This is a genomic window from Emergencia timonensis, assembly GCF_900086585.1.
Classification (GTDB): Bacteria; Bacillota; Clostridia; order Peptostreptococcales; family Anaerovoracaceae; genus Senimuribacter; species Senimuribacter timonensis.
In genome coordinates this window covers 1,479,130-1,500,409 of the sequence record NZ_FLKM01000008.1, presented here as the reverse complement: position 1 = coordinate 1,500,409, position 21,280 = coordinate 1,479,130, and the positions used below count along the sequence as shown (strand labels likewise).

Annotated in this window: 21 protein-coding genes; 5 read left to right on the top strand and 16 right to left on the bottom strand. The window is 45.6% G+C overall.

Features of this window, described 5'->3' with window-relative positions; all coding sequences use genetic code 11:
* Positions 1–42: 42 nt before the first annotated feature.
* Positions 43–885, bottom strand: coding sequence for a BKACE family enzyme (locus BN6539_RS08170; protein ID WP_067536334.1), 843 nt, complete (start codon positions 883–885; stop codon positions 43–45).
* 410 nt (positions 886–1,295) lie between these two features.
* On the opposite strand from BN6539_RS08170, the gene BN6539_RS08165 reads away from it, so the two are divergent.
* Positions 1,296–2,663: a sigma-54 interaction domain-containing protein gene (locus BN6539_RS08165; RefSeq protein WP_067536331.1), complete on the top strand. Its 1,368-nt coding sequence runs from the start codon at positions 1,296–1,298 to the stop codon at positions 2,661–2,663.
* Positions 2,664–2,895: 232 nt separating this feature from the next.
* Here BN6539_RS08165 and BN6539_RS08160 read toward each other — a convergent pair whose 3' ends face one another.
* The 5 genes from BN6539_RS08160 to BN6539_RS08140 form a co-directional block, all read right to left on the bottom strand.
* Positions 2,896–3,846 carry a CPBP family intramembrane glutamic endopeptidase gene (locus tag BN6539_RS08160; RefSeq protein WP_067536328.1) on the bottom strand — a complete coding sequence of 317 codons (951 nt, stop codon included), beginning with the start codon at positions 3,844–3,846 and terminating at the stop codon, positions 2,896–2,898.
* A 440-nt stretch (positions 3,847–4,286) separates the two neighbouring features.
* Positions 4,287–5,306, bottom strand: coding sequence for a type I glyceraldehyde-3-phosphate dehydrogenase (gene gap / locus BN6539_RS08155; RefSeq protein WP_067536324.1), 1,020 nt, complete (start codon positions 5,304–5,306; stop codon positions 4,287–4,289).
* 148 nt (positions 5,307–5,454) lie between these two features.
* Positions 5,455–9,765 (bottom strand): PAS domain-containing protein, encoded by a 4,311-nt coding sequence (locus tag BN6539_RS08150; RefSeq protein WP_067536320.1) that lies wholly within the window; start codon positions 9,763–9,765, stop codon positions 5,455–5,457.
* 98 nt (positions 9,766–9,863) lie between these two features.
* Entirely contained in the window at positions 9,864–10,427 is a 564-nt protein-coding gene (locus BN6539_RS08145) for an RNA polymerase sigma factor (protein ID WP_067536317.1), read from the bottom strand.
* Positions 10,424–10,795 (bottom strand): helix-turn-helix domain-containing protein, encoded by a 372-nt coding sequence (locus BN6539_RS08140; protein WP_067536314.1) that lies wholly within the window; start codon positions 10,793–10,795, stop codon positions 10,424–10,426. Before BN6539_RS08140 ends, BN6539_RS08145 begins: the two co-directional genes overlap by 4 nt.
* 227 nt (positions 10,796–11,022) lie before the next feature.
* Between BN6539_RS08140 and BN6539_RS08135 the strand changes: the two genes are divergently transcribed.
* On the top strand, positions 11,023–11,409 hold the full coding sequence (locus BN6539_RS08135) for a helix-turn-helix domain-containing protein (protein ID WP_067536311.1): 387 nt from the start codon (positions 11,023–11,025) through the stop codon (positions 11,407–11,409).
* Between the two features lie 97 nt (positions 11,410–11,506).
* On the opposite strand, the gene BN6539_RS08130 is transcribed toward BN6539_RS08135, so the two are convergent.
* Positions 11,507–11,728, bottom strand: coding sequence for a hypothetical protein (locus BN6539_RS08130; RefSeq protein ID WP_067536309.1), 222 nt, complete (start codon positions 11,726–11,728; stop codon positions 11,507–11,509).
* A 170-nt stretch (positions 11,729–11,898) separates the two neighbouring features.
* Here BN6539_RS08130 and BN6539_RS08125 point away from each other — a divergent pair, with 170 nt between their 5' ends.
* Together BN6539_RS08125 and BN6539_RS08120 are read left to right on the top strand one after the other, a co-directional pair.
* The gene (locus BN6539_RS08125; protein WP_067536306.1) at positions 11,899–12,444 is read left to right on the top strand and encodes an LOG family protein; all 546 of its coding nucleotides are present in this window, start codon (positions 11,899–11,901) and stop codon (positions 12,442–12,444) included.
* A gap of 1 nt (position 12,445) precedes the next feature.
* Positions 12,446–12,997, top strand: coding sequence for an NUDIX hydrolase (locus BN6539_RS08120; protein ID WP_067536303.1), 552 nt, complete (start codon positions 12,446–12,448; stop codon positions 12,995–12,997).
* A 79-nt stretch (positions 12,998–13,076) separates the two neighbouring features.
* On the opposite strand, the gene BN6539_RS08115 is transcribed toward BN6539_RS08120, so the two are convergent.
* Positions 13,077–13,727, bottom strand: a complete 651-nt coding sequence (locus BN6539_RS08115; RefSeq protein ID WP_067536300.1) for a GDSL-type esterase/lipase family protein — start codon at positions 13,725–13,727, stop codon at positions 13,077–13,079.
* Positions 13,728–14,047: 320 nt separating this feature from the next.
* Between BN6539_RS08115 and BN6539_RS08110 the strand changes: the two genes are divergently transcribed.
* The gene (locus BN6539_RS08110) at positions 14,048–14,956 is read left to right on the top strand and encodes a ribonuclease Z (protein WP_067536297.1); all 909 of its coding nucleotides are present in this window, start codon (positions 14,048–14,050) and stop codon (positions 14,954–14,956) included.
* Here the strand turns inward: BN6539_RS08110 and BN6539_RS08105 are convergent.
* The 8 genes from BN6539_RS08105 to proC form a co-directional block, all read right to left on the bottom strand.
* Positions 14,939–15,499, bottom strand: a complete 561-nt coding sequence (locus BN6539_RS08105) for a DUF6323 family protein (protein WP_067536294.1) — start codon at positions 15,497–15,499, stop codon at positions 14,939–14,941. The genes BN6539_RS08110 and BN6539_RS08105 overlap by 18 nt on opposite strands.
* Positions 15,500–16,300 carry a DUF6179 domain-containing protein gene (locus BN6539_RS08100; RefSeq protein ID WP_067536290.1) on the bottom strand — a complete coding sequence of 267 codons (801 nt, stop codon included), beginning with the start codon at positions 16,298–16,300 and terminating at the stop codon, positions 15,500–15,502.
* 230 nt (positions 16,301–16,530) lie between these two features.
* Positions 16,531–17,781: an MFS transporter gene (locus BN6539_RS08095; RefSeq protein ID WP_067536287.1), complete on the bottom strand. Its 1,251-nt coding sequence runs from the start codon at positions 17,779–17,781 to the stop codon at positions 16,531–16,533.
* 85 nt (positions 17,782–17,866) lie between these two features.
* The gene (locus tag BN6539_RS08090) at positions 17,867–18,529 is read right to left on the bottom strand and encodes a TetR/AcrR family transcriptional regulator (RefSeq protein ID WP_067536284.1); all 663 of its coding nucleotides are present in this window, start codon (positions 18,527–18,529) and stop codon (positions 17,867–17,869) included.
* 77 nt (positions 18,530–18,606) lie between these two features.
* Positions 18,607–19,230, bottom strand: coding sequence for a class I SAM-dependent methyltransferase (locus BN6539_RS08085; RefSeq protein ID WP_067536281.1), 624 nt, complete (start codon positions 19,228–19,230; stop codon positions 18,607–18,609).
* Between the two features lie 84 nt (positions 19,231–19,314).
* The gene (locus BN6539_RS08080) at positions 19,315–19,569 is read right to left on the bottom strand and encodes a TfoX/Sxy family protein (RefSeq protein ID WP_067536278.1); all 255 of its coding nucleotides are present in this window, start codon (positions 19,567–19,569) and stop codon (positions 19,315–19,317) included.
* 36 nt (positions 19,570–19,605) lie between these two features.
* The gene (locus tag BN6539_RS08075) at positions 19,606–20,022 is read right to left on the bottom strand and encodes a YjdF family protein (protein WP_067536275.1); all 417 of its coding nucleotides are present in this window, start codon (positions 20,020–20,022) and stop codon (positions 19,606–19,608) included.
* Between the two features lie 373 nt (positions 20,023–20,395).
* Positions 20,396–21,184, bottom strand: coding sequence for a pyrroline-5-carboxylate reductase (gene proC / locus BN6539_RS08070; protein ID WP_067536272.1), 789 nt, complete (start codon positions 21,182–21,184; stop codon positions 20,396–20,398).
* Between the last annotated feature and the right edge of the window lie 96 nt (positions 21,185–21,280).

Genomic DNA, 21,280 nt, shown 5'->3' with positions numbered 1-21,280 from the left:
CGGGCAGTCCGAAGCTAACACAGCCATGAGCAATTTTAGGTACTATTTGAGACCGAGGATTTCGCGTGCCTCATCAGGCGTCGCTACCTCATTGCCGTACTCTTCGATCACTCTCTTTGCTCTTTCGACGAACTGCGCGTTGCTTTCAGCCAGCACGCCCTTGGAATACATGACGTTGTCTTCCATACCCACGCGTACATTTCCGCCCATAGCAACCGCTGCGTAGAGCATCTCCATAGCGCTGTGTCCTACACCAAAGCAGGACCACGTGGAACCTGGACAAAGCTGATCCATAGTTTCTTTCATAAATACAAGATTCTTTGTGGAACCTGGAATTCCGTTGGCACATCCCATGCAGAACTGAAAGTGAAGGGGTGCTCTAAGAACGCCTTTTTTCAGATAATATGCGGCATTAGCGATCATGCCAGGATCAAAAGCCTCGATTTCCGGTTTGGTGTTTGTCTCCTGGAACAGAAGTCCGCAGTCAGTCAAGAATTTTGGAGAGTTGATGAACAGACCGCTGTGCATCCAGTTCATGGAACCGCAGTCAAAAGAAGCCATCTCTGGTTTCAATTCTTTTACGTGTTCCACTCTCGTCTCGTCAGTGGCATTGAGATCTCCTGATGTAGTCAGATTTAAAATGATATCGCAGTCAGGATACTTGCTATGTAACAGCTCAACGGTTTCACGGAACTTGTTGTGATCCATGGTGCCGTTTCCTTCATCGTCTCTCATATGAAGATGTGCAACGGCAGCCCCTGCCTGCCAGCATGCGTAAACGTCGTCTGCAATTTCTGCCGGTGTCATCGGTACGTTTGGATTGTTCTCCTTCTTCGGCCATGCGCCTGTCACGGCTGCCGTAATAATTGTCTTTTTCTTTGCCATTTTATTTCCCTCCATTATTGTTCATATATATTATAATCTGCATTTTCTCTGTCTGTCTTTCGACACCTCTGTATAAAGCAAGGGCTGTGCCAAATTTTCAGATAACTCCCTGGTAACTGTGGGAAGGATGGCTGAATTGCAAGGAAAAGAAAAGTTGAAGAGATTGGCTTTCTACGTTCTTGCAGATGCCTTTTATGATTTAGGTTGCTTTTTGCGGTGAAATATGGCACCATTATAATAAGAATGTTGAATTATTTCACCGTTTTGATGAAACAGAGGGTTTTATGGAGGAATTAGAAACAGATGCATAACGCAGACTGAGACAACACGAAAGCCTTTCGGTGCAATCATTGTCTCTGTTTTGATAGAAAGAAGGCAGCCATCTGTCTCACTAGAAGGGAGCATTCTATATGAAAGAAATAGATTTTAAAAAGATTTGTGACAATTTAATCGATGCCATTTACGTTACTGATGCGGAAGGAAACACCATTTACGTTAACGATGCCTATCTGAAATTGGGCAATTTGAGAAGAGAAGAGCTTATGGGAATGAATGTGTTCAACCCTGACCAGACGAAGCAAGTCTACACCGGCGGCGTCCTGCCAGACGTATTAAAGAGCGGCAGACGCTGCGAAAAGGTCGGAACGCTAAAACGAACGAATACGAAGGTCCACATCACCGGCATTCCCATCTTTGATGAAAACGGAGAGATTCAATACGCAGTTGCTACGGAAAAAGACGTCGCCAGGCTGGAGGAGCTGAAGGATCATTTGGCAGAACTGCGGAAAGAGAATACACAGGGCGCCGCTGAGCTTGCATATCTTCGCGATCGCCAGATTTACGACATCGACGTGGTCATGGAAAGCGCCTGTATGCAGGAGGCCTTTGCCGTCGCTCGTTCTGTCGCCAAAACGGACGTCACGGTTCTCATCACTGGGGAGAGCGGCACTGGCAAGGAAATCATCGCTGACGCCATCTACATGGCAAGTGAACGGAATGGAAAGCCATTTATCAAGCTGAACTGCTCTGCAATCCCTGCGAACCTGCTGGAATCTGAACTTTTCGGTTACGAGGAAGGTTCTTTCACTGGGGCGCGCAAAGGCGGCAAAGCAGGTCTCTTTGAAATTGCCAGCGGCGGCGTCGTTTTGCTGGACGAGGTGGGCGATATGCCTATGGACTTACAGGTAAAACTGCTGCGCGTACTGCAAAGCCGAGAGGTTACCCGCGTCGGCGGTAAAGACCCCATTCCTTTAGACATCAGGCTGATCGCCTCCACCAACAAAAATCTGAAAGTCGGGATCGAACGAGGCACTTTCCGAGAAGATCTATATTACAGGCTCAACGTAGTACCCATCGATTTGAAACCGCTCAAGGAGCGGCAGGCAGATATCGAGCCGTTGGTGGAAACCTTTTTAAAGAAGTACAATACCAGGTATAACAAGAATCTCATCATGACCCGTCTGGCTATGGCTATGATGATGGAATATTCCTGGCCAGGCAATATAAGAGAGTTAAAGAATGTAATCGAAAGAATGGTGGTGATAAATTTCACCGGCGTGATTGACGGCGATGTAGTTGCCAGAGTTCTCGGCCTCCCCGCTGCGAAAGTACAATCGACAAATTCTCGTCATGGCACGCTTAAAGCCGCCACAGAGTCTCTGGAGCGACAGATGATAGAAAGCGCCCTGGAACGCTGCGGCTCCAAGAGAAAAGCTGCAAAGGCGCTGGGGGTGGACCACTCCACTCTGGTCAAGAAGTGCCAGAGGCTGGGAATCTAAAGCGATAAAAGAAAATATTGAGTTGACGTACAAGCAAAATGTTCAAAAGTGTCCCGCATACAAACGAACCCATGCATACAAATGTCACCTTTTTAAAATAATCAGCCTCAGGTAAACATTTGAATGATATCTCCTTCATGTATATCATCCAATTCCATCGCCCTCTTGAAGTCAGAATCAATGTATCGTCTAAATGTATTGCGTCACGCAGATAATGTAGGTATATTGATTGCTATCCATTACTATTCCCTTCTTCTTCCTGCCCTACTCTCTGATACTTTTCATCCACATAAGAGAGGTCCTCCTTGAACACTTGAATGTCCAGTTCCTCTCCAGTCTGCCTCTTGTAAACTTTAATATATACAGTCACCATCAGTGCCATGGCAGCAGCGGATATGACCGGACCGAGGGTCGCGCTAAACGGTACTTCAGGTACAGCCAGAGAAATCACAGCGATCAGATTATTGATGCCGTGGCCGATCATGGAGTAGACCAGACTTCCCGTCTTTTCAAAGAGCAGCGCATAGAACATGCCGATGATGAAGGTACATACGATGGACCAAGGGTTCAGGTGCATGACGGCAAAGACGGCTGAACTGATGATTGCCGCCGTCCAGAATCCATACCGCTCCCGCAGTCCGCCAAAAAGGGTTCCGCGGAAGAGCATTTCTTCTGCCAGAGGCGTTACGACCACCACTAATATTACCGCAAGAGCAATGTTGCCGAACTGGAAATATTCTATAATCATCTGGTTGGCTTCTTCTGTATCGACAAAATCACTTATGATATCGGATAAGCCATATTCAAAAGCGATCATGGCAAGGCTGTATACCAGCACCGCAATGAGGGTTTTTCCGCCTGTCCCTTGCACCGGCCTCCACTTCAGTTTGATAACTTTATTGCAGCGTATCAAATATTTGCACAAGAAAAAAATAATCACAGTCTGGCCGTTTAGGAGCCACAGTGAAAGATTCATCGCTTGGGAAAGACCGCCGTCCATGTCCATCAAAAGGAATACCATCAATATACCGATGACAAAAGACAGTCCTAAATATGCGGCGATGGGAATGCCCACCAAACCCTTCCAGCCAAGGGAACTCTTTCTATCTGGTTCCACCAAAGCCTTTTCTGTTTCTTCGATTTCCTCAGGCTCTGTTTTCGGTTCCAATTCCTTTATTTCCATCTCATCACCTCCTCTTTCTTCTAACTTTATTATATCTAATATAAAAGAAAAAGACCACTTAAGAATTCTTAAGATACCGCGCTCCTCTTGAACAAAAGTGGCTGCCTGGATCAACGCAGAAACGGCGCAAAACACTGTTTATCAGATGCTTTACGCCGTTTGCACGCAAAACCAGGAGACATATATACCGTTTTGCTCCGTTTTTAATAGCAAAAAGGAGTATAGGTGGCACTTTTGTTTAACATAGTTAAGAGTCCATCCACAATTTAGCCAATCTGATCAATATAGTAATCACTTTTCACTTTAAATTGCTTCTACCAACGAAAAAACGGCGTAACGCTATCTAAAAATAGACGTTTGCGCCGTTTGGTCTGATTCAGCCGACTTTTGAGGTCGGCTCCTCTGGTTTCGTGAAGGCAGCCCCTTTGATACCCGCATCTCTACTGCAGTTTTGCCATATACCTGAGGGTTCTGATCAGCTGGCAGGTATAGCTCATCTCGTTGTCGTACCAGGAAACCACTCTGACCTCGTAGATCTTTGTTCCGCATCTCTGGGCCAGGGTCTGGGTGGCATCAAAGAGAGAACCGTAGGACATGCCGATGATGTCACTGGACACCAGTTCCTCCTCAGAATAGCCGAAGGATTCGTCCGCCGCCGCTTTCATGGCTGCGTTGAGACCTTCTACACTGACGCTCTCGGTGTCGTCCTTCAGGGTGGCGTCCAAAATGGTGATGGAGCCTGATGGTACCGGAACTCTCTGGGCTGAACCGATCAGCTTGCCGTCAAGCTCAGGAATGACCAGGCCAATGGCCTTTGCCGCACCAGTGCTGTTAGGCACGATGTTGATAGCTCCTGCGCGGGCACGCCTAAAATCGCCCTTTTTGTGCGGTCCGTCTAAAATCATCTGATCCCCTGTGTAGGCGTGAATGGTAGTCATAAAGCCTGTTCTCAGCTCTCTGTAGTTGTTCAGCGCCTTTGCCATAGGCGCAAGGCAGTTGGTCGTGCAACTGGCGCCGGAGACAATCAAATCGTCTTTCTTCAACGTCTCATGATTTACGCCGTATACGATGGTCGGCAGATCATTTCCCGCGGGAGCAGAGATTAAAACTTTTTTTGCGCCTGCATCGATATGAGCCTGGGATTTCGCCTTGGATGCGAAAAAGCCTGTGCACTCGAGAACCACGTCTACATCAAGAGCTTTCCACGGCAGTTTTGCCGGATCTGGTTCCGCGTAGATATTGATCTTCTCTCCATCCACAGTAATAAATTCCTCATTATGCTCTACAGTGTGGCCTCTATAGGCCCCCTGCACACTATCATATTTGAGAAGATAGGCCAGCATTTCAGGTTTTGTCAAGTCGTTGACGGCGACAATCTCAAATTCCGGATCGCCAAATATTTTACGAAACGCCAGTCTGCCAATTCTTCCAAATCCATTAATTGCAACTTTAATACTCATAAATTCCTCCTTTTGTCCACAATACCGACAGTACTTCTTTTTTATTTTACCAAAGGCTGACACTGATATGCATTAGAATTCTATCAGCCTGTATTCTCTTTTTGAACTATATCTTAACACGTTTTCTGGCAAAGTCAATCTGAATGGTTCACTCCTGTAAAAACTGATCAATCGTAGAATAGAGGAGCTGTGCCTCAATGGGTTTCGCCAGATGAGCGTTCATACCTGCTTCTTTGGATTTTTCAATATCTTCTGCATATGCGTTGGCTGTCATGGCGATAATCGGTACCGTGTCAGCGTCTGGACGAGACAGTGATCTGATTTTTTTTGCCGCCGTCAGTCCGTCCATGACAGGCATCCTGATGTCCATTAAAATCACATCAAAAGTACTTGATTCGCTCTCTTCGAACAAACGCACGCCCATCTTGCCGTCCTTAGCGTGGATAATCTTGGCGCCTTTCGCTTCTAAGAGCTTTGTCGCCACCATGGTGTTCAGCGGATGATCTTCGCATAGAAGGAAAACCTTTCCTTTAAAGTCTGCGTAGCTCTTCCGGCAGAACTCTTCGGATTCCAGTTCTGTGATTCCTTCTGCGGTTTCCAGACAGAGCGTTGTTTCGAAGATCGTGCCCTGCCCAATCTGACTTTCTACTGCAATATCGCCATCCATGAGTCTGGCCAGATTTCTTGCTATCGCCAATCCTAATCCGCTCCCCTGGTACTCAGTGATCGTGCCATCGTGTTCCTGCGTAAACGGTTCAAAGATCCGTTTTAAAAACTCTTTTGATATGCCGATGCCGGAATCAGAAACCGTAAATCTGACCCGTCCTTTCCCATTCATGACTGTAAGAACTTCATACTGCAGTCTCACCGTGCCCCCATCAGCTGTAAACTTGATGGCATTATTCAGCAGATTTAAGAGAATCTGCTTGATTCTGGTTTCATCACCGCGGAAGAAATAATCATTTTGCACACTATTTATAAATTGATAGTGAATATGCTTCAGCTTTGTCTGAGAGGCGATCATTGCATTGATGTCATCAATCATGTCTTTACAGGAAAACGGTTCTTTTGCCAAGATGATTTTGCCGCTTTCAATCCTGGACATATCAAGAATATCGTTTATTAACGATAGCAAATATTCAGCCGAAGACAACGTCTTGTCTGCGCAGTCACTGCACATCTCGGCATCTTTTTTATTGAGCTTTTGAATTTCGGCAAGACCGATGATTGCGTTAAGAGGCGTGCGGATTTCATGGCTCATCCTGGCCATGAAGTCAGACTTGATGTTATTTGCCTCTTTGGCCATATGCAGAGCTGCTTGCAGTTCATTGTTCTTCCGCTCCTGTTCTGCCAGGATGTTGGTCACATCAGAACGCGTGCAGAGAATAGTCTGATATTCCCTGTCTATATAACAATAATGCAGACTCTTGCATCGCACGTCTTGAGCGCGGTTATGCATGGTATACGTAAGATTGTAGCTGTCTTCCTCCGCCAGTTTCTGCAAAACCACATCTAAGCTGGTCTGCTGTAAAAATTGGAGCCGGCTTTCTTCATCGATTAATGCTTTGCTTCGGCATTTTACAAAGTCTTCGTATTTTGCCATATCTGACTGCAGATCCATGGATTCCTCTTCACAGTCGTCACAGGTACTGAACTGGGTGGACATACCGGTCCTCCCGTCAATTGCAATCGCAAAATCGTAGTCGGTCTGAATAATGGTATCCATGATATTTTTCAGCATTTTTTCATAGGTAATATCCTGACAATAGATAAAACATACGATGTCACTGGATTCCGGCTTTTTCATGATGTGGGCTGTGGTCAGAAGCCACAGGTTTTTGTCACTGTTAAAATATCTTATATTCTCTAAGTTCAAGGTAGTCGTTCCGCTGGCATAACTGTGCAGCAACGCTTTGCGGCTGAACATCTTTCTGAATCTTTCCCGCTCATGGAGATCAGGAATATCCGCATACACCATTTCAAAGTATTTATCTGCCGACTCTCCTGTAATGTGCTCAAAGTGTTCAAAGTCTGTCTCCGCACTGGCTACAATGTTCTGCGTCAAATTCAGCTTATAAGAAGCGATGATTTTGTCTCGCAGCGCCTGACGATACAGCAGCTCTTCTGTAAAGCGATTTTCAGCTTCCATCAATGGCGTGATATCTTCACCGACGCCAACTGCGCTGACGACAGCTCCCTTTTCATCGTAGATTGTAGAATACCTGATTTTCTGCCATTCAATGTCCGCTTTGTGAGGGTTAAAGTGTATTATCGCTTCTGAATACGGCTCTCCTTTCTCAATCGCTTGATGCAGGGTTATATAATCGTCGATGCTTTCTGTCATTATGTGGCCATTGCCGATTACGGTCCGGTAAGAGCCTTCGATTTTTTCATCATAATCGATGATATGGGCCCCTTTGCTCGTGTTGCAGAAAGTTTGATTGGTAACGTCATAGGTCCATATGGCTAAGCCTGTAGAATCCAAGGCCATGGTATTCCTTAATTTACTTTCTTTCAGTGCGTTCTCGATCTTCTTCTGCTCTGTGATATCATAAAAAACGCTCTGAATCAGGTCTTGACCATCGATATCTTCAATTTTCGTCATAACCCCACTGATCCAGGCATCAGAATTGTCCGTCCTTACAATTCTATGTTCAAAAAATTCCGGTGTCTCTGCATTGGAGACTCTCTGTAGCCGGCTGAGCAGTTCTTCTTCATCTTCTTCTACAACAAAGTCCAGCATATTGGTTTCAACCAAGCTGCAGGAGGAATCATCTATACCCAGTATGGTATAGCACATCCGGTTAGCGTAGCTACATAAAACAGTACCATCATTATTAGTATTAAACTGCACGATTCCGCACGGCAAGGTATCGTAAAGATTCCTTTGATAATCAGACTGCCGCTCCGCCTTTTCCTGTGCTGTAAGGAGCTCAGTAATATCTTCGGCGTACTTGACAAAGGCCTCTCGTCCGCGCCAATCTATGCGCTTGCCGCGCACCTTGAAAGTCCGTCCGTTCTCTAAATCAGTTTCCAGACTGCTAATGAGACAATTGTCATTCAAACGATCGACATCGCACCAGCTGCACGGCATTTCTTGACCTCTGAGGTAACGATAGCAGTATTCGCCGATGTGACTGCCTATTTCGTGACCTCTGTATTTTGCAGCCGTATCATTGGCGTATAGAATTTCACGAGTCTGCGCATCAGCAACAAACATGATTCGATCCGTTTCGTTGAGCAAGTCCACATAAAGCTGCGACTCCTGCGAAAGATTGTGGATAACGCCATGTATGATCGGACGACCGTCTTCTTCCCGCAGCTTCCGCCCCTGAAAGTTTACCCACACCGTCTCGTTGCCTGATTTGCCATTCAATCGATAGGTGAGGTCTATGCCGCTGTCGTTATTGACAGCTTCCTCAATGGCGGACACGACTCTATACAGGTCATTCTCATTGATCATGCGCCCCAGTCCGTTTTTTTCTAATTCACGGCGGTATTCCTGCGAGGTGTAGCCGCACATCTGCGCGACGCCTTCTGAAAAATACAGACATTCCACAAGGTTGTCCAAAATCTTGAAGGTTACTACGCCGCCGGGTATGGCGTTAATTAAATTCTGTATCTCCCAATTGAGGCGCTCCAAATCCTCGTTAGCCTCTATAAGCGGAGTAATATCCATGCAGATACTATAGACGGCCCTTCTTCCATTGGGCAGTGACGAAGCTCTTCCTTTATTATCGACCCAGATAAAACTGCCATCTTTTTTCAGCATTCGATAGGTTACCTGATAGTCGTCGCCCTGAGCCAACTGATCTTTCAGCTCACAGCTTACCTTTTCTCTGTCTTCAGGGTGCACACAATTTTTAATCAGACCGCCGATAGCCGTTACGAACTCCGCTTCACTTTCATAATCCAGGTAATCCAGCATCGCTTTGTTGACAAAGTAAAAGGGAAAACCTTCTTCCACATATCCGCCTATCATACCGCCGGAGATAGCTTCATTAAAGAAATCGAAAGCCTTCTCCTTTACATACCCTTCTGCCATGGAAAAAGGAATATACGTCCCACTCTGCTGCATTAACTCCGGAAGGGATATGTGCAGAGAACAGATGACAGTTCTGCCCTCTTCTACACATGTGGTCATTGAGATTCTGCATGGCAAAAATAAGCCTCCGCCCGTCACATTGACTTTAGCGTAGGCAGATCCAATATCACCGAAAAGCAGCTTCTCAGACTCTTCGATGTATTCTAATTCATAGCTTTCGGGGAAGGAGGAAATTTCATTTTTCAGATAGGCAACAGCCTGCCTCCTGTTATGAACCTCCTCATTTTCTCCAGTTCCGAACCAGTGGATATCACTGCTCAGGCAATGGGCAGCACGCTGATAGTCCCTCTGAATAAAGTTGTAATAGCAAAAGTTCTTTAAAAGCTCCAACGGTCTTTGATTCATTTTGTCCATAGAAAAAGCACATCCCTGAAATCAGCATAACGATAAGTTATCTTAATCTTACCATAATTCACCAGGATGTGCCACGTTATTGTTAAATATTTTCTCCTCTATGCTTCTATATCGTCCTCAGATTCTTTCCCCTCATTCTCAATCATCTGCTTCAACTGTTTAAATGCCCGGTATTCTATTGTTTTGACTGTGTTATACTTCAAACCGAGCATTTCAGAAATCTCCTTCAGCATGAATCCGTCTACGAAGCGGAGCCGAATAATCTGCGGCGCTGGATATTTCAGCTTCTCTACCAATTCATAAATATCGCTGTCGTCAAAATAGCCGTCTATGATATCCCATACCAAGATCGCCTCTGACTCTCGAAATTCTTCTCGCTCCCATTCTTCGGGCGAATATAAAACTTCTCTTTCGTTCAATGCCCTCTGTTTCTGCATGAATGACAACATCTTTCTGTATGATATTTTATAAAGCCAGGAATTCAGCTTACTGATGTCGTTTATTTTGTCTATGTTTTTGTATGCAACAATAAATATTTCCTGTATCAAATCGTCTTTGTATTTTTCTGGAACCCTGAAGAAGGACAACGCATCTTTTACAAGGCCGAGCTGGTCACAGAGAAGATCTTTCCGCTCTTCCAGCTCTTTACTTGGAAGCGTCATTTTTCTTTTAACGCCTCAACATAAAACCTGACGATCTGTTCCAAACATCTTAATTGCTGCACATTGCACTGTTTTAGAGGCTCCAGTATATTTTCCTTAATCCTTCTTTTCTCAGTGCCTTCTACTAATACATTCTCTTCCCCAGCTAGAATATAATCGGCAGATACGTCAAGCACCTGTGTCAACAAATATAGTTTTTTAATTGAAACTCCCTTTTCGCCATATTCAATATCAGCAATAAATTTACTCGATACTTCAAGTTGACCGGCCAGTTCTTCTCGGGTCAAATTCAAAAATTCTCGCTGTTTTCTAATTCTTCGGCCCATCTCGATATAGTCCAGATGCTTTAATTCGTAATCACACTTCACTTGGTTTCCCCCTACTCAGACGAGTTATTAACAACTACTAGTTTATTTGTAGTTAACAGTCTTTTAAATAAACTAGCAGGGGAATTTTCTATAACTTAGAAGGGAAGTTCTTATTTTTTCCGACTTTTTTCTAAAAAATTCGACAGAAGTTGAAACCGTTTTTGAAGTACGATACTCTATATATATAAACGCTATTATTTATATGTAACTGACAGGAGGAATCATCAATGAACATGAAAATGCAGGCAAGAATCGCAGAAAATATCGGTTATCTCAGGAAAATTTCCGCTTATACACGGGAGGAGGTAGCAAATTACCTACATATTTCGCGTACCTCCTATAGCAGCTGTGAGGCTGGCAGAGAAATGATCAGTGCAAACATTCTCATCTCTCTGGCAGAGCTCTATCATTTGAGGACCAGCGTACTCCTTGAACTGGATAAAAAGAAGTTTATTAAGCAAGTGACGCTGCAGCGTATGGGCGGCGAACAGATGAATGAACTGACAGATACCTTTTTCCGCCTCTCCCCCTTTGCCCAGGGCTGTCTGCTTGAAAGGGCGTCTATGCTGCTCAGCTTGGAAAAAGAGGAAAAAAAAGACGCTGCCCTGGAGTGATACCGTATGGAAAGCGGAGACACGAAAAAGTGCTGTCCGGCATCTCTGCCTGACAGCACTTCGTCTTTCTCATTACATAGGAAATATCGTCTACAACTTATTTTTTCTTTGCTAATGCGGCAATCATAACAAGTATGGAACCAGCCATTACCGCAAGTAATGCATAAAAGGCCGGCATCAAGTCCCCTGGCTCCGGCAGAACTGCATCCGTCTGATTAATAGTGTCTACCCCAAAGACAACCAGACCGATCAATCCCAATATCCCGCATATGACAGTTACTGCCAGAGCGCCGCATGCAATTTTCCCACTTCTGCTCATTAATTTCATCTCCTTTATGTATCTCCCTTTTGTACATATTATATATTACGACAAATTTCGATTCCATAGAAATGACTTACAGAATCCTTACAAATTTGTAAGATATCATTCTATCCTCTGCCGATATGTGATAAAATAGTCAGCGAGTATAGAAAAGGAGAACGAAGGTAATGAAACTTTGTCTATTTGGTGCCAGCAGCGATCACCTTGCTTCTGCATATTTTGAAGCCGTTAACTTATTGGGAAAAGAAATGGGCAGGCGTCAGATCGGCCTGGTCTTTGGCGGCGGTGCCACAGGATTGATGGGTGCGGCCTGCCGAGGTGCTGCAGAATACGGCGGCGAAATCATCGGCATCGCACCTCGATTCTTTCAGCAGGACGGAATTCTCTTTCAAAACTGCAGTCAAATGATATTCACAGATACCATGCGTGAACGAAAGCAGCGCATGGAGGATCTGTCCGATGGCTTCGCAGTCGTCCCTGGCGGGATTGGTACGCTGGAGGAATTCTTTGAGATATTTACATTGAGGCAGTTAGGCAGACATCACAAGCCTATTGCACTGCTCAATGTCAACGGATATTTTGATAAACTGGTGGAGCTCCTAAAACATACCGTCTCCGAAGGTTTTATGTCTGACCAGGTCTTACAGCTCTTTGGCATCTTTGAAGAGCCCGGTCAGCTTATAGATTATTTAATTGAGAACAGCGAGGATTGAAATGACGGAAATACTCGATATTGTAGATGAAAAAGGTCTTCCCACAGGAAAAACGGTCGATCGTCAAACTGCACATGAGAAAGGCATTCGTCATAGAACTGCGCACGTTTGGATTCTACGCAGAACAAGCTCAGGTACAGAGGTTCTTTTACAGAAGCGCAGCAGAGATAAGGACTCTAACCCAGGCCGTTATGATATTTCCAGCGCTGGTCATATTCCTGCCGGAGAGGATTTTCTCACCTCTGCCCTGCGTGAACTGAGAGAAGAACTGGGGATTACCGATGTATCATGTGACGATCTCTGTTTCTGCGGTCAGCGTACCATCAAAATACAGGAGGTCTTTCACGGAAAACTCTTTAAGGATAACCAGATCAGTAATATCTATTGCCTGTGGCGGGATGTAAAGACTGCCCGCCTGACTCTGCAAAAATCTGAAGTAGACGAGGTCATCTGGATGGATCTGGACCGCTGCATGGAGTTGGTCAAAAAGGAAGACAAAGACTTCCCTAACTGTATCTATTTAGAAGAGCTGGAAATGCTGCCCCGCACTTAGCTTCGGCGGTATGTATTCAGACAGCACTGTGGACAGGCGCGCGGCGCCGCCTTTGGCCTCGGCTGGAATAAGGCGGATCTTACGCGTAATGTGCCAATAGCCAGCGGCCCATGGCTTCACCCAATTTTCTGTGGTTTGCCGCATCCATGTGCAGACCGTCGATTTTTCCAGCTGCTGCATATTTTGCCGCATCAAAGAATAGGAAGTCGTGATCCTGTGCTTCCTTTGCGAAACAAATGGCGAATTCCTTTGATTTTTTTATGGTCAGCAGTCCTTCAAATTCCCAGCCAAAAGGACCATCCAACAGTTCCTGCCCTGCTTCAATGGGAGAGATTAAAAGATACTCGCACGGGCTGTCCGGGTACTTGCTTTCTACCACCTCTCTCGCCCTGGCTAATACCCTTGCCGCCTGGCCAGCGATTTCTTCCGCAGTCAGTCGAAAAGCTGCTTTCAAATCATTGCTGCCTAACATGACGCAGACCATATCTAAAGGCAGGTGGGTGCGAATACATGGCTGTATATATTGCAGCCCATTTCTGAATTCCATACCGTCTTCATCAAAGCAAGTCGTTCTGCCGTTGAGCCCCTCTTCTAAAATTTCTATCTTCCCCTGGGTAATTTGTTGACAAATTCCCGTCCATCGCTCTTCTTTAGAATATCTCAGTCCATCGCTGACGCGATATCCGTGGGTGTTCGAATCTCCATAAATTAAAACTCTTTTATCTTCCATAGTGCCTCCTAGTGGTTCACTTCCTGCTTAACTGCCCGGGTTATCATGCCGCTCCGTTACGCAGTTTCGGCTGTTTTCTTCTGTTTCGTTACGCCAAACTCGCCGGTACGCGGCTTGTTGCTTAACTGCCCGGGTTATCATGCCGCCCCGTTACGCAGTTTCGGCTGTTTTCTTCTGTTTCGTTACGCCAAACTCGCCGGTACGCGGCTTGTTGCTTAACTGCTCGGGTGCTCACGCCGCCTGAACCCTAAATTCTTCAAGCATAATGTCAGCAGTTATGGTAAAATTAAATAAGAAACATCCTTTTGGAGGTAATTACCATGCTGGACTTATGCCTGGTCGGAACTGGCGGAATGCTGCCGCTCCCGAGTCGCTTTTTAACATCATTATACATCAAATGCCAAGGTCATGCACTGCTTATCGACTGCGGAGAAGGCACGCAAATTGCCTTGCGCAAAGCTGGCTGCAGTTTTAAGTCCATCGACCTGATCTGCATCACCCACTTTCACGCTGACCACATCAGCGGTATCGCAGGGCTGCTTCTTTCTATGGGCAACGCAGATCGCACAGAACCTGTTACAATTGCGGGTCCAAACGGCCTCTGCCGAATTTTATCCGGTCTCATGGTCATCGCACCAGAACTGCCCTTTGAAGTTTATGTCAGAGAAACAGGGCATATTGACACGCCGATTTCCTTGGGCGCAATGAAAATACAGAATTTCCCGTTGGAACACAGAATTCCCTGTCAGGGTTACACAATAGAAGTGCCGCGAGCTGGTCAATTCCTGCTGGAAAAGGCCCAATCACTGCACATTCCGATGCAGCTATGGTCTCATCTGCAGAAAGGAGAGACTGTCTCTGCAGCAGGGAATCAGTTCACACCAGAGATGGTACTCGGTCCGGCCCGCAAAGGTCTCAAAGTCACTTACGCCACTGATACCAGACCGGTTGACGCCATCGCTGAGTATGGCAGGGAATCGGATATTTTAATCCTTGAAGGCATGTATGGCGAAGAGGAGAAATTGGAAAAAGCAAAGGAACGAACTCATATGATTTTTTCTGAGGCAGCCCGTCTAGCAGAACAGGCTGCAGCCAAGGAACTGTGGCTGACGCATTTCAGCCCTTCTATTGCTGATCCTTTTGAATATAAAACTGCCGTACAGAAGATTTTTCCAAACACGGTCATCGGTGAAGATGGAATGAAGAAGAGTTTAAAATTCGTTCTCTAAGGCCTGCAGAAACAGCTCTACAGACCAGCCCCCCTCTTCATCCAGATCACAATATTCACTGTCCGCCTTACGAAGCAGGTACTCATCACGTTCCTGTTTTGCGCTGCGGGTCTTGTACCCCTGGCGAATGGCTCTGGCAAATCGCTCGAGACAGGTGCCGGAGAGGTATTCTATGTCTCCATAGCAGGTTTCGTCAAAATGTCTGCGCATAAAACTGAGCAGTTCTTCATCAGTCAGTAAATCGAGCGCTTCGCTTTTGTACAGATAAAAGATTTCCTGCAGCTGTGCCAGACTGTCCGCATACTCTGCCTGGTTCATATAAGGCGAATCGCAGAATGCATAAATAACCGCCTGCAGAATTCCACCACCAAATTCTACTCTTCCGCTGTCCCTCAGGGAGGCGTCTCTGCTCTGCATCAGCTGCTTTGCCTCTGCCTCTGTCAAAACCAACCCGAAACCCTTTGACACCTGATTACAGTCCATAACTGTCTGCACTTCCTGCTGTCTCTGTCCTCTCTGAACGAGATCAAAAATATGACTCATCTATACCATCCTTTCCAGGCAATCGTGCTTTGCCCCATTGACAAATTGAGCCGCTACATCGGCCAGTTCTCTCTTCAGATACTGAAACACTTCTGGCGACCTGCCTGCTAGAGACTGCAGCTGGCGAAACAAGGTCAGTTCCAGGTTATCCCTGCCTTGCCGCTGTATCAATCGGGCCAGATTTTCATAGTGGCGCTGTTCCAGTTCCGTCTTCCAGAGAGGCAGCTCCAGCAGCAAATTGGCCAACAGTTTTCGAAGCAAGATTCCAGGCAGATTGACGATCAAAATCGTGTAACTTCGATTATAGTTTCTCAGAACCTTTAAGACGTAGTCTCTGGGAAATAACTTCATAAAGCTCTGTTCCAGCCGGATACAGTTGAGATAGGCCAAAATCCGATCGATTCCCCGCAGCTCCTCCAAAGGCAACAGAACGGGATAATCTAAGGTCAGTATGTGATCTTGCGGACAATAGTCCGCGTCATAATAGAGAAAGAATTTTGCCATACCGTCAGCTATGGTCTCCCGCAAGGTTCGGTTTCCATAGGCGTCAAAGTCTTTCATCATCTCGCTGTAAAGCTGCTGCGCCTCTTCCACTTTGTGCAGAACGCTTTGACAGCCCGCTTCATAGATGCCTCGTACTTCTTGATTCTCCGGAACTAAGCCATCGTGATTCCAAACCTGATCGATGCAGTAGCAGACCGCTTCAGTGAGTTGTTCTGCGATTTCGTAACGCACCGATGTACTGTCTCCTCCTGTGTACCGCTCTGTCAGTTCGCTGATAATTGAATACAATTCATCCATATCCATCCCTCCCATGTAGAGACAAATTTTACACCAACACCAATACTATTACAAGAATTGATTTTTTGCTGAAAATGTGGTATAATGAACGCATCAACCAAACAGCTTTGCTGCAAGGAAGCGTTCATTGAATCATGTGCTTCGATTTTATTTCCAAAGGAATGCACATGGTATAGTATAAAAAGAAAGAGAGGTCCGACAATTCGTCAGACCTCTCTATTTTTTGGGTTCTATACCGATTTCAATTGCGCGCAGATTTTTTTGCCAAAGACTGCAATGAGTGCGGTCACTGCTGCAGAGACAAAGAATATGATCCATAGATGTCCTGCCAGTTTTTCAAAAGTGAATCCGTACAAAACTTGACCGATTGGCTGTGCGCAGGTGGATAGGGCAATGATCCAAGCGATAACTTTTCCGATGAGCTGTGCTGGCGTCGTAATCTGTATGTACGACATCGCCTGTATCGTAAAGATGGTTGCGCAGGCCATGATAATCAAGCCGCTGACAGCCATGACTGCATATGCCGTATACGCGCTGCAGTCTATCAGAAGAACAATACCGATCGGGATTAGCAGAATTCCTGCTGCAAGGAGCATTTTCCAGAAACCTCTGATGTCCATCTTACTGCCAAAAATGCCTGCGTAAAGACCGCCTGCCAGACCGCCCATCGCCAAAATCGCCTCAATGAAACCGTACATCTGAGATGCGTCTTGTGATGACGGAAATTCCAATACCTGCATGACGATGACGGGAAGACCGATAATCATCAGTGCGGACAGGCTGATATTGATGCAGGCGCAGCAAAGTGTCAGCTTGCCAATTTCTGATCTTTCTTTGCTGATATAGTGAATACTTTCTATCAAATCCGCTTTCGCCTCGTGAAACAGAGAGGCGTTTCTTTCTCTTTTCGCAAAAGGAATTTTGATGAAAATTTCCATTACTGCTGAAAAGATAAAGCATCCGATGCATACATAAAGCACAGGCATGATTCCCCAGGCGGCGTAAGCCATGCCGCCAAGCGCTGGGCCCAGAAGTCCGGATAGAGAAGAGACCATGTTGATGGCGGCATTGGCAGGCATCACTTTCTCCTCTGAGACCAGAAGAGGGATACTGGACTGAACAGACGGCTGATATGCGCCGGAAATGCCGTAGAGTAGGAATAACATGACCAAGATGATGGTTACAATATTGATTTCCCCATACAGTAATACAAATAGGGTAACCAAAAAGGCAGTAAAGAAATCCAAGCAGACCATGATGTTTTTCTTATTGACTCGGTCTGCAATTAGACCGCCGATGGGCGACATAATAGCCAGTGGGATGAAGGCTAAACCGGAAACAACTCCAAGCAAAGCCGCCGACCCCGTTACATTGAGCAAATGCATGGGCAGTGCAAAGCGCATGACAGCGTTGCCGAAGAGTGAGATAATCTGACCTATCACTACTAAAATAAAGTCCTTAGAAAATTTGTTTTGTTCCATATCATAATTCCTTTCTCGAATAATACCGACCGTCGGTATGTATTAAATTAAAAATGATTCTGCCCTGTTGAACAAGGCAGATTGTTTACTGTTTGGCCTTATTCCCATGAAAGACCTCAGAGAAGTTTTTAATTTTAATAATTATGTCATCAGTGATGACCTCAAGTCCCAATTTATCAGTTAAATATCTGAAAAATTCTACCTTCTTGATAACTTCTTCTGTGCTGCCAGGATAAATCATCGGGTTAATCCAAAGGTTTCCAATCAGCATGAGCACTTCAGCTAATTCCCTAGGGTATTCTGACTGAATGGAGCCGTCTCGAATCCCCTCTTCTATAATCGGCGTCAGCAAATCAGGTGCTTCCCGCTGTACAGAATCCTTCAGAAACATGACGAGAAGCTGTGGATTTTTCAGCATATCGGGCGCTATCGTAGCCATCTCCACCTGGGCCGGCGTGTCTAAAGAAACTCTGAAGATTTCCTGCAGTTTCTCCTTACCGTTAAGATCTGTTCGATCACAGACCTCTTTCATTCTCATTTCTGAGTTGGCATAAAATGTGTCGCCTACTGCCATCATAATTTCTTCTTTTGATTTGAAATGATGGTAAATCGCCCCTTTGCTCAAGCCTCCAAGGTTATCAATGATATCCTGAATCGATGTATGTTCGTACCCCTTTTCAAGGAACAGCCGGCCGGCAGTCTCTATAATCAATTTCTTCGTTGCTTCTGGATATTTATTCCTCGCCACTTGACACCCTCCTTTTACATACTAGCGGTATGTTTATTATACATACCGCTAGTATGTATGTCAACTTCTTTTTTATATTAAGAATTCATTTCTTTTTTGCATTCTACATAGGTCAACGGAAAGGCGGCTTTTAACGTCTTGGCTGATTCAATAAGCCAGCCATTCTTTCTCAAGAAAGCGATGTAAGCATCTCCCGACCATTTGCTCGTCAGTTTAAAGCCAGCGGCGCTCATGAACCGCAGCCTGAGCCGAGTCTTAAAACTGCTGTCTGCATCAGTAAAATTAGGGGCGATCAAAATACCATCATCCTTCAGCACTCGTTTGATTTCGCTTAACGCTTTTTCTGGTTCCGGCATAATGTGAAGCGCATTAGCAATGATGACAACGTCGAAGGACTGATCGGCATAAGGCAGGGTTCTGGCATCCTGCACAGAAAAATGAAGCTTTGTGGAGTTGTAATTTTTCTTGGCCTTTTCTATCATTTCAGCAGAAAAATCCGTCGCTTCAATGTGCGTAGCCTTCTTTACGATATGTCCAGCAATCAGGCCCGTACCCGTCGCCAATTCCAGCACAGTTTTATCCTTCACTTTCCTGCGAATCAAATCATACATCTGCTCATAGGCAAGCGCATCTTTTGCCATAAAACCGTCGTAAATCTTAGCAAAGCGGTCCCAGGATTTTGCGTTCATTTCTCTTCTCATCTTCCAATTCCTGCCCTTTCTTTTCCTTATATTATATATTTTACCCAGGCAGAAGTTGGCGTAAACTGTCGTTTTATTCCATTTTTATTTGTGTTCTCGATAGAATTCTTTTAAATCTTCCTTTGTCTTTTCTGGCAGGTCGTTCTTCTTGATTCCTTGAATCGCCCCCTCAAGTCCCTGTAAACGGTTGATACACGCAGAATCATCTATAGCCTTAATGCGCAGCCAAGCCTCTTTGCTGCCCAAATCTATCAACTGATCTACAGTCGTAATTCCTACTTGGTTTAACTGTTCCTCCACCACTTTTCCGATGTTCGGAAGTTTCGATAACTCTCCCATATGAATCCTCCTTTTCTGCATATAGAGACAGGGGCATTATCTGCCCCTGTGCTTCTCTTTCTTCTTTTGCTGTTTCAAGTCAAACCGGCGCTGTTTCTCTGCCTCTTTTAGCTCACGGCTTTTAGCCTTACGCTTGGTTTTCATCTGCTCCTGCTGCAACTTCAAAGCCTGCTGTGATTTGGTGCCGATGCCGCTTACTGCGACGCTCTTATGCACTTCCCTCTGCATACGCTTTGGGTTCACCCGCTTCTCTTTTACATCAGTTTCCACAGCTGGACTGAACTTTAGCTGATCGTAATTTTTGATGAAGTAATCATATACTTGGTAGGATTTCGGTTCGGGGCCAAAAACGACCTTACTGACAGACAGTTTCCCATCCTCCACCTTTTCAACGACGCCGACCCAAAAGGGGTCCTCAAAAAACACGTTCAAGCGCAGTGTTACATTGTCCATACAAATTCCTCCCTTAAGTGGCGCAAGTGAGAATGGACGACCTGGAAGGAAGGTTACTGACAGCTTTTGGATTATATACCCCAATAGCTGCTCCCGGACTACCTACCGGGATGTGTTTTTATCTCCGCCAATTTCATACTATCTTTTTTTGTGCTTCTTGTCAATAATAGAAGTTTTTCAGAATACCCTTCACGATAGTTTTGTACTTTTTAAACCCCTTTCCCTTATTCTGCACAAGAATGGCCTTGCAAATTATCCCAATAGTGGATTTTTACCCACAAAAAGTATAAAATCACCGTGGCGGTAGAAATGACTGTGACGTGAATCGTAACTTTCTGTATGTATATTATCAACGCTTCATTCTATCTGCCAATCAGCCCTCGATAGCATCAATGGCCCCGATAACGGCGCCTCTGAACCCGTCTTTTTCCAAAGAGGCGACCCCTCTGATAGTCGTACCGCCCGGGGAACAGACCGCATCTTTCATAACGCCTGGATGGGTTCCGTTCTCCAAATACAGTTTGCCGGTGCCGCAGATCATTTTGGCTCCCAGACGATAAGCGGCATCCCTGGTCAACCCGTACTGAACGCCTGCATCCGCCAGGGCTTCCAAGTACATAGCAGTAAAGGCAGGCGAACAGCCGCTCAAAGTGCCTGCAATAGAAAGCTGCGCAGGTTTTACCATTTCTACCAGAGCGATTTTGCCGAAGATACGCACAAAGTCTTCCAGTTCCGCCTGGCTGAGAGAATGTCTGTCTTCGCAGATCATGATTCCTTCGCCTACTGAAATCGGCGTGTTAGGTATGGTGCTGATATGATGCGTCCCTGCCTTGAGGATTTCTTCGTACCTGCCAAAGTCAAAACCCGCCGCCACTGAAATGACCACTTTTTTCTGCAGCAGATCTACGACCGGTGCGACGACCGATTCTATCATATTGGGCTTCACTGCCAGAATGACGTAATCCGCCTTTTCCGCCACCTCTGCCGCCGTCTGCAGCGCCGTAACGCCGAGCGCCTCCGTGTTCTTCTGCAGCTTGTCAAAATGCGCTGCACAGGCGAAGATCTGACTGCTCTGACAGACGTCCATTGCAAGCAGTCCCTTTGCCATGGCCTGCGCCATATTGCCAAATCCGATAAATCCAATTTTCAGTTCGTTGTTCATAGGTACACCCTCTTTTCTAATATGTTACTTCAATCTTATCACTGCATTGTCCCATTGACAACGGCTTTTCTCCTATGGGAACGGCTATGAGGCCTA

Coding starts and splice junctions, on each gene's coding strand:
- BN6539_RS08085 (WP_067536281.1), bottom strand. CDS start 19,230: ATGAGAAGAGAAATGAACGCAAAATCCTGGGACCGCTTTGCTAAGATT.
- BN6539_RS08120 (WP_067536303.1), top strand. CDS start 12,446: ATGACGGAAATACTCGATATTGTAGATGAAAAAGGTCTTCCCACAGGA.
- BN6539_RS08100 (WP_067536290.1), bottom strand. CDS start 16,300: ATGGATGAATTGTATTCAATTATCAGCGAACTGACAGAGCGGTACACA.
- BN6539_RS08105 (WP_067536294.1), bottom strand. CDS start 15,499: ATGAGTCATATTTTTGATCTCGTTCAGAGAGGACAGAGACAGCAGGAA.
- BN6539_RS08145 (WP_067536317.1), bottom strand. CDS start 10,427: ATGACGCTTCCAAGTAAAGAGCTGGAAGAGCGGAAAGATCTTCTCTGT.
- gap (WP_067536324.1), bottom strand. CDS start 5,306: ATGAGTATTAAAGTTGCAATTAATGGATTTGGAAGAATTGGCAGACTG.
- BN6539_RS08135 (WP_067536311.1), top strand. CDS start 11,023: ATGAACATGAAAATGCAGGCAAGAATCGCAGAAAATATCGGTTATCTC.
- BN6539_RS08095 (WP_067536287.1), bottom strand. CDS start 17,781: ATGGAACAAAACAAATTTTCTAAGGACTTTATTTTAGTAGTGATAGGT.
- BN6539_RS08080 (WP_067536278.1), bottom strand. CDS start 19,569: ATGGGAGAGTTATCGAAACTTCCGAACATCGGAAAAGTGGTGGAGGAA.
- BN6539_RS08150 (WP_067536320.1), bottom strand. CDS start 9,765: ATGGACAAAATGAATCAAAGACCGTTGGAGCTTTTAAAGAACTTTTGC.
- BN6539_RS08160 (WP_067536328.1), bottom strand. CDS start 3,846: ATGGAAATAAAGGAATTGGAACCGAAAACAGAGCCTGAGGAAATCGAA.
- BN6539_RS08125 (WP_067536306.1), top strand. CDS start 11,899: ATGAAACTTTGTCTATTTGGTGCCAGCAGCGATCACCTTGCTTCTGCA.
- BN6539_RS08075 (WP_067536275.1), bottom strand. CDS start 20,022: ATGGACAATGTAACACTGCGCTTGAACGTGTTTTTTGAGGACCCCTTT.
- proC (WP_067536272.1), bottom strand. CDS start 21,184: ATGAACAACGAACTGAAAATTGGATTTATCGGATTTGGCAATATGGCG.
- BN6539_RS08110 (WP_067536297.1), top strand. CDS start 14,048: ATGCTGGACTTATGCCTGGTCGGAACTGGCGGAATGCTGCCGCTCCCG.
- BN6539_RS08130 (WP_067536309.1), bottom strand. CDS start 11,728: ATGAGCAGAAGTGGGAAAATTGCATGCGGCGCTCTGGCAGTAACTGTC.
- BN6539_RS08165 (WP_067536331.1), top strand. CDS start 1,296: ATGAAAGAAATAGATTTTAAAAAGATTTGTGACAATTTAATCGATGCC.
- BN6539_RS08170 (WP_067536334.1), bottom strand. CDS start 885: ATGGCAAAGAAAAAGACAATTATTACGGCAGCCGTGACAGGCGCATGG.
- BN6539_RS08115 (WP_067536300.1), bottom strand. CDS start 13,727: ATGGAAGATAAAAGAGTTTTAATTTATGGAGATTCGAACACCCACGGA.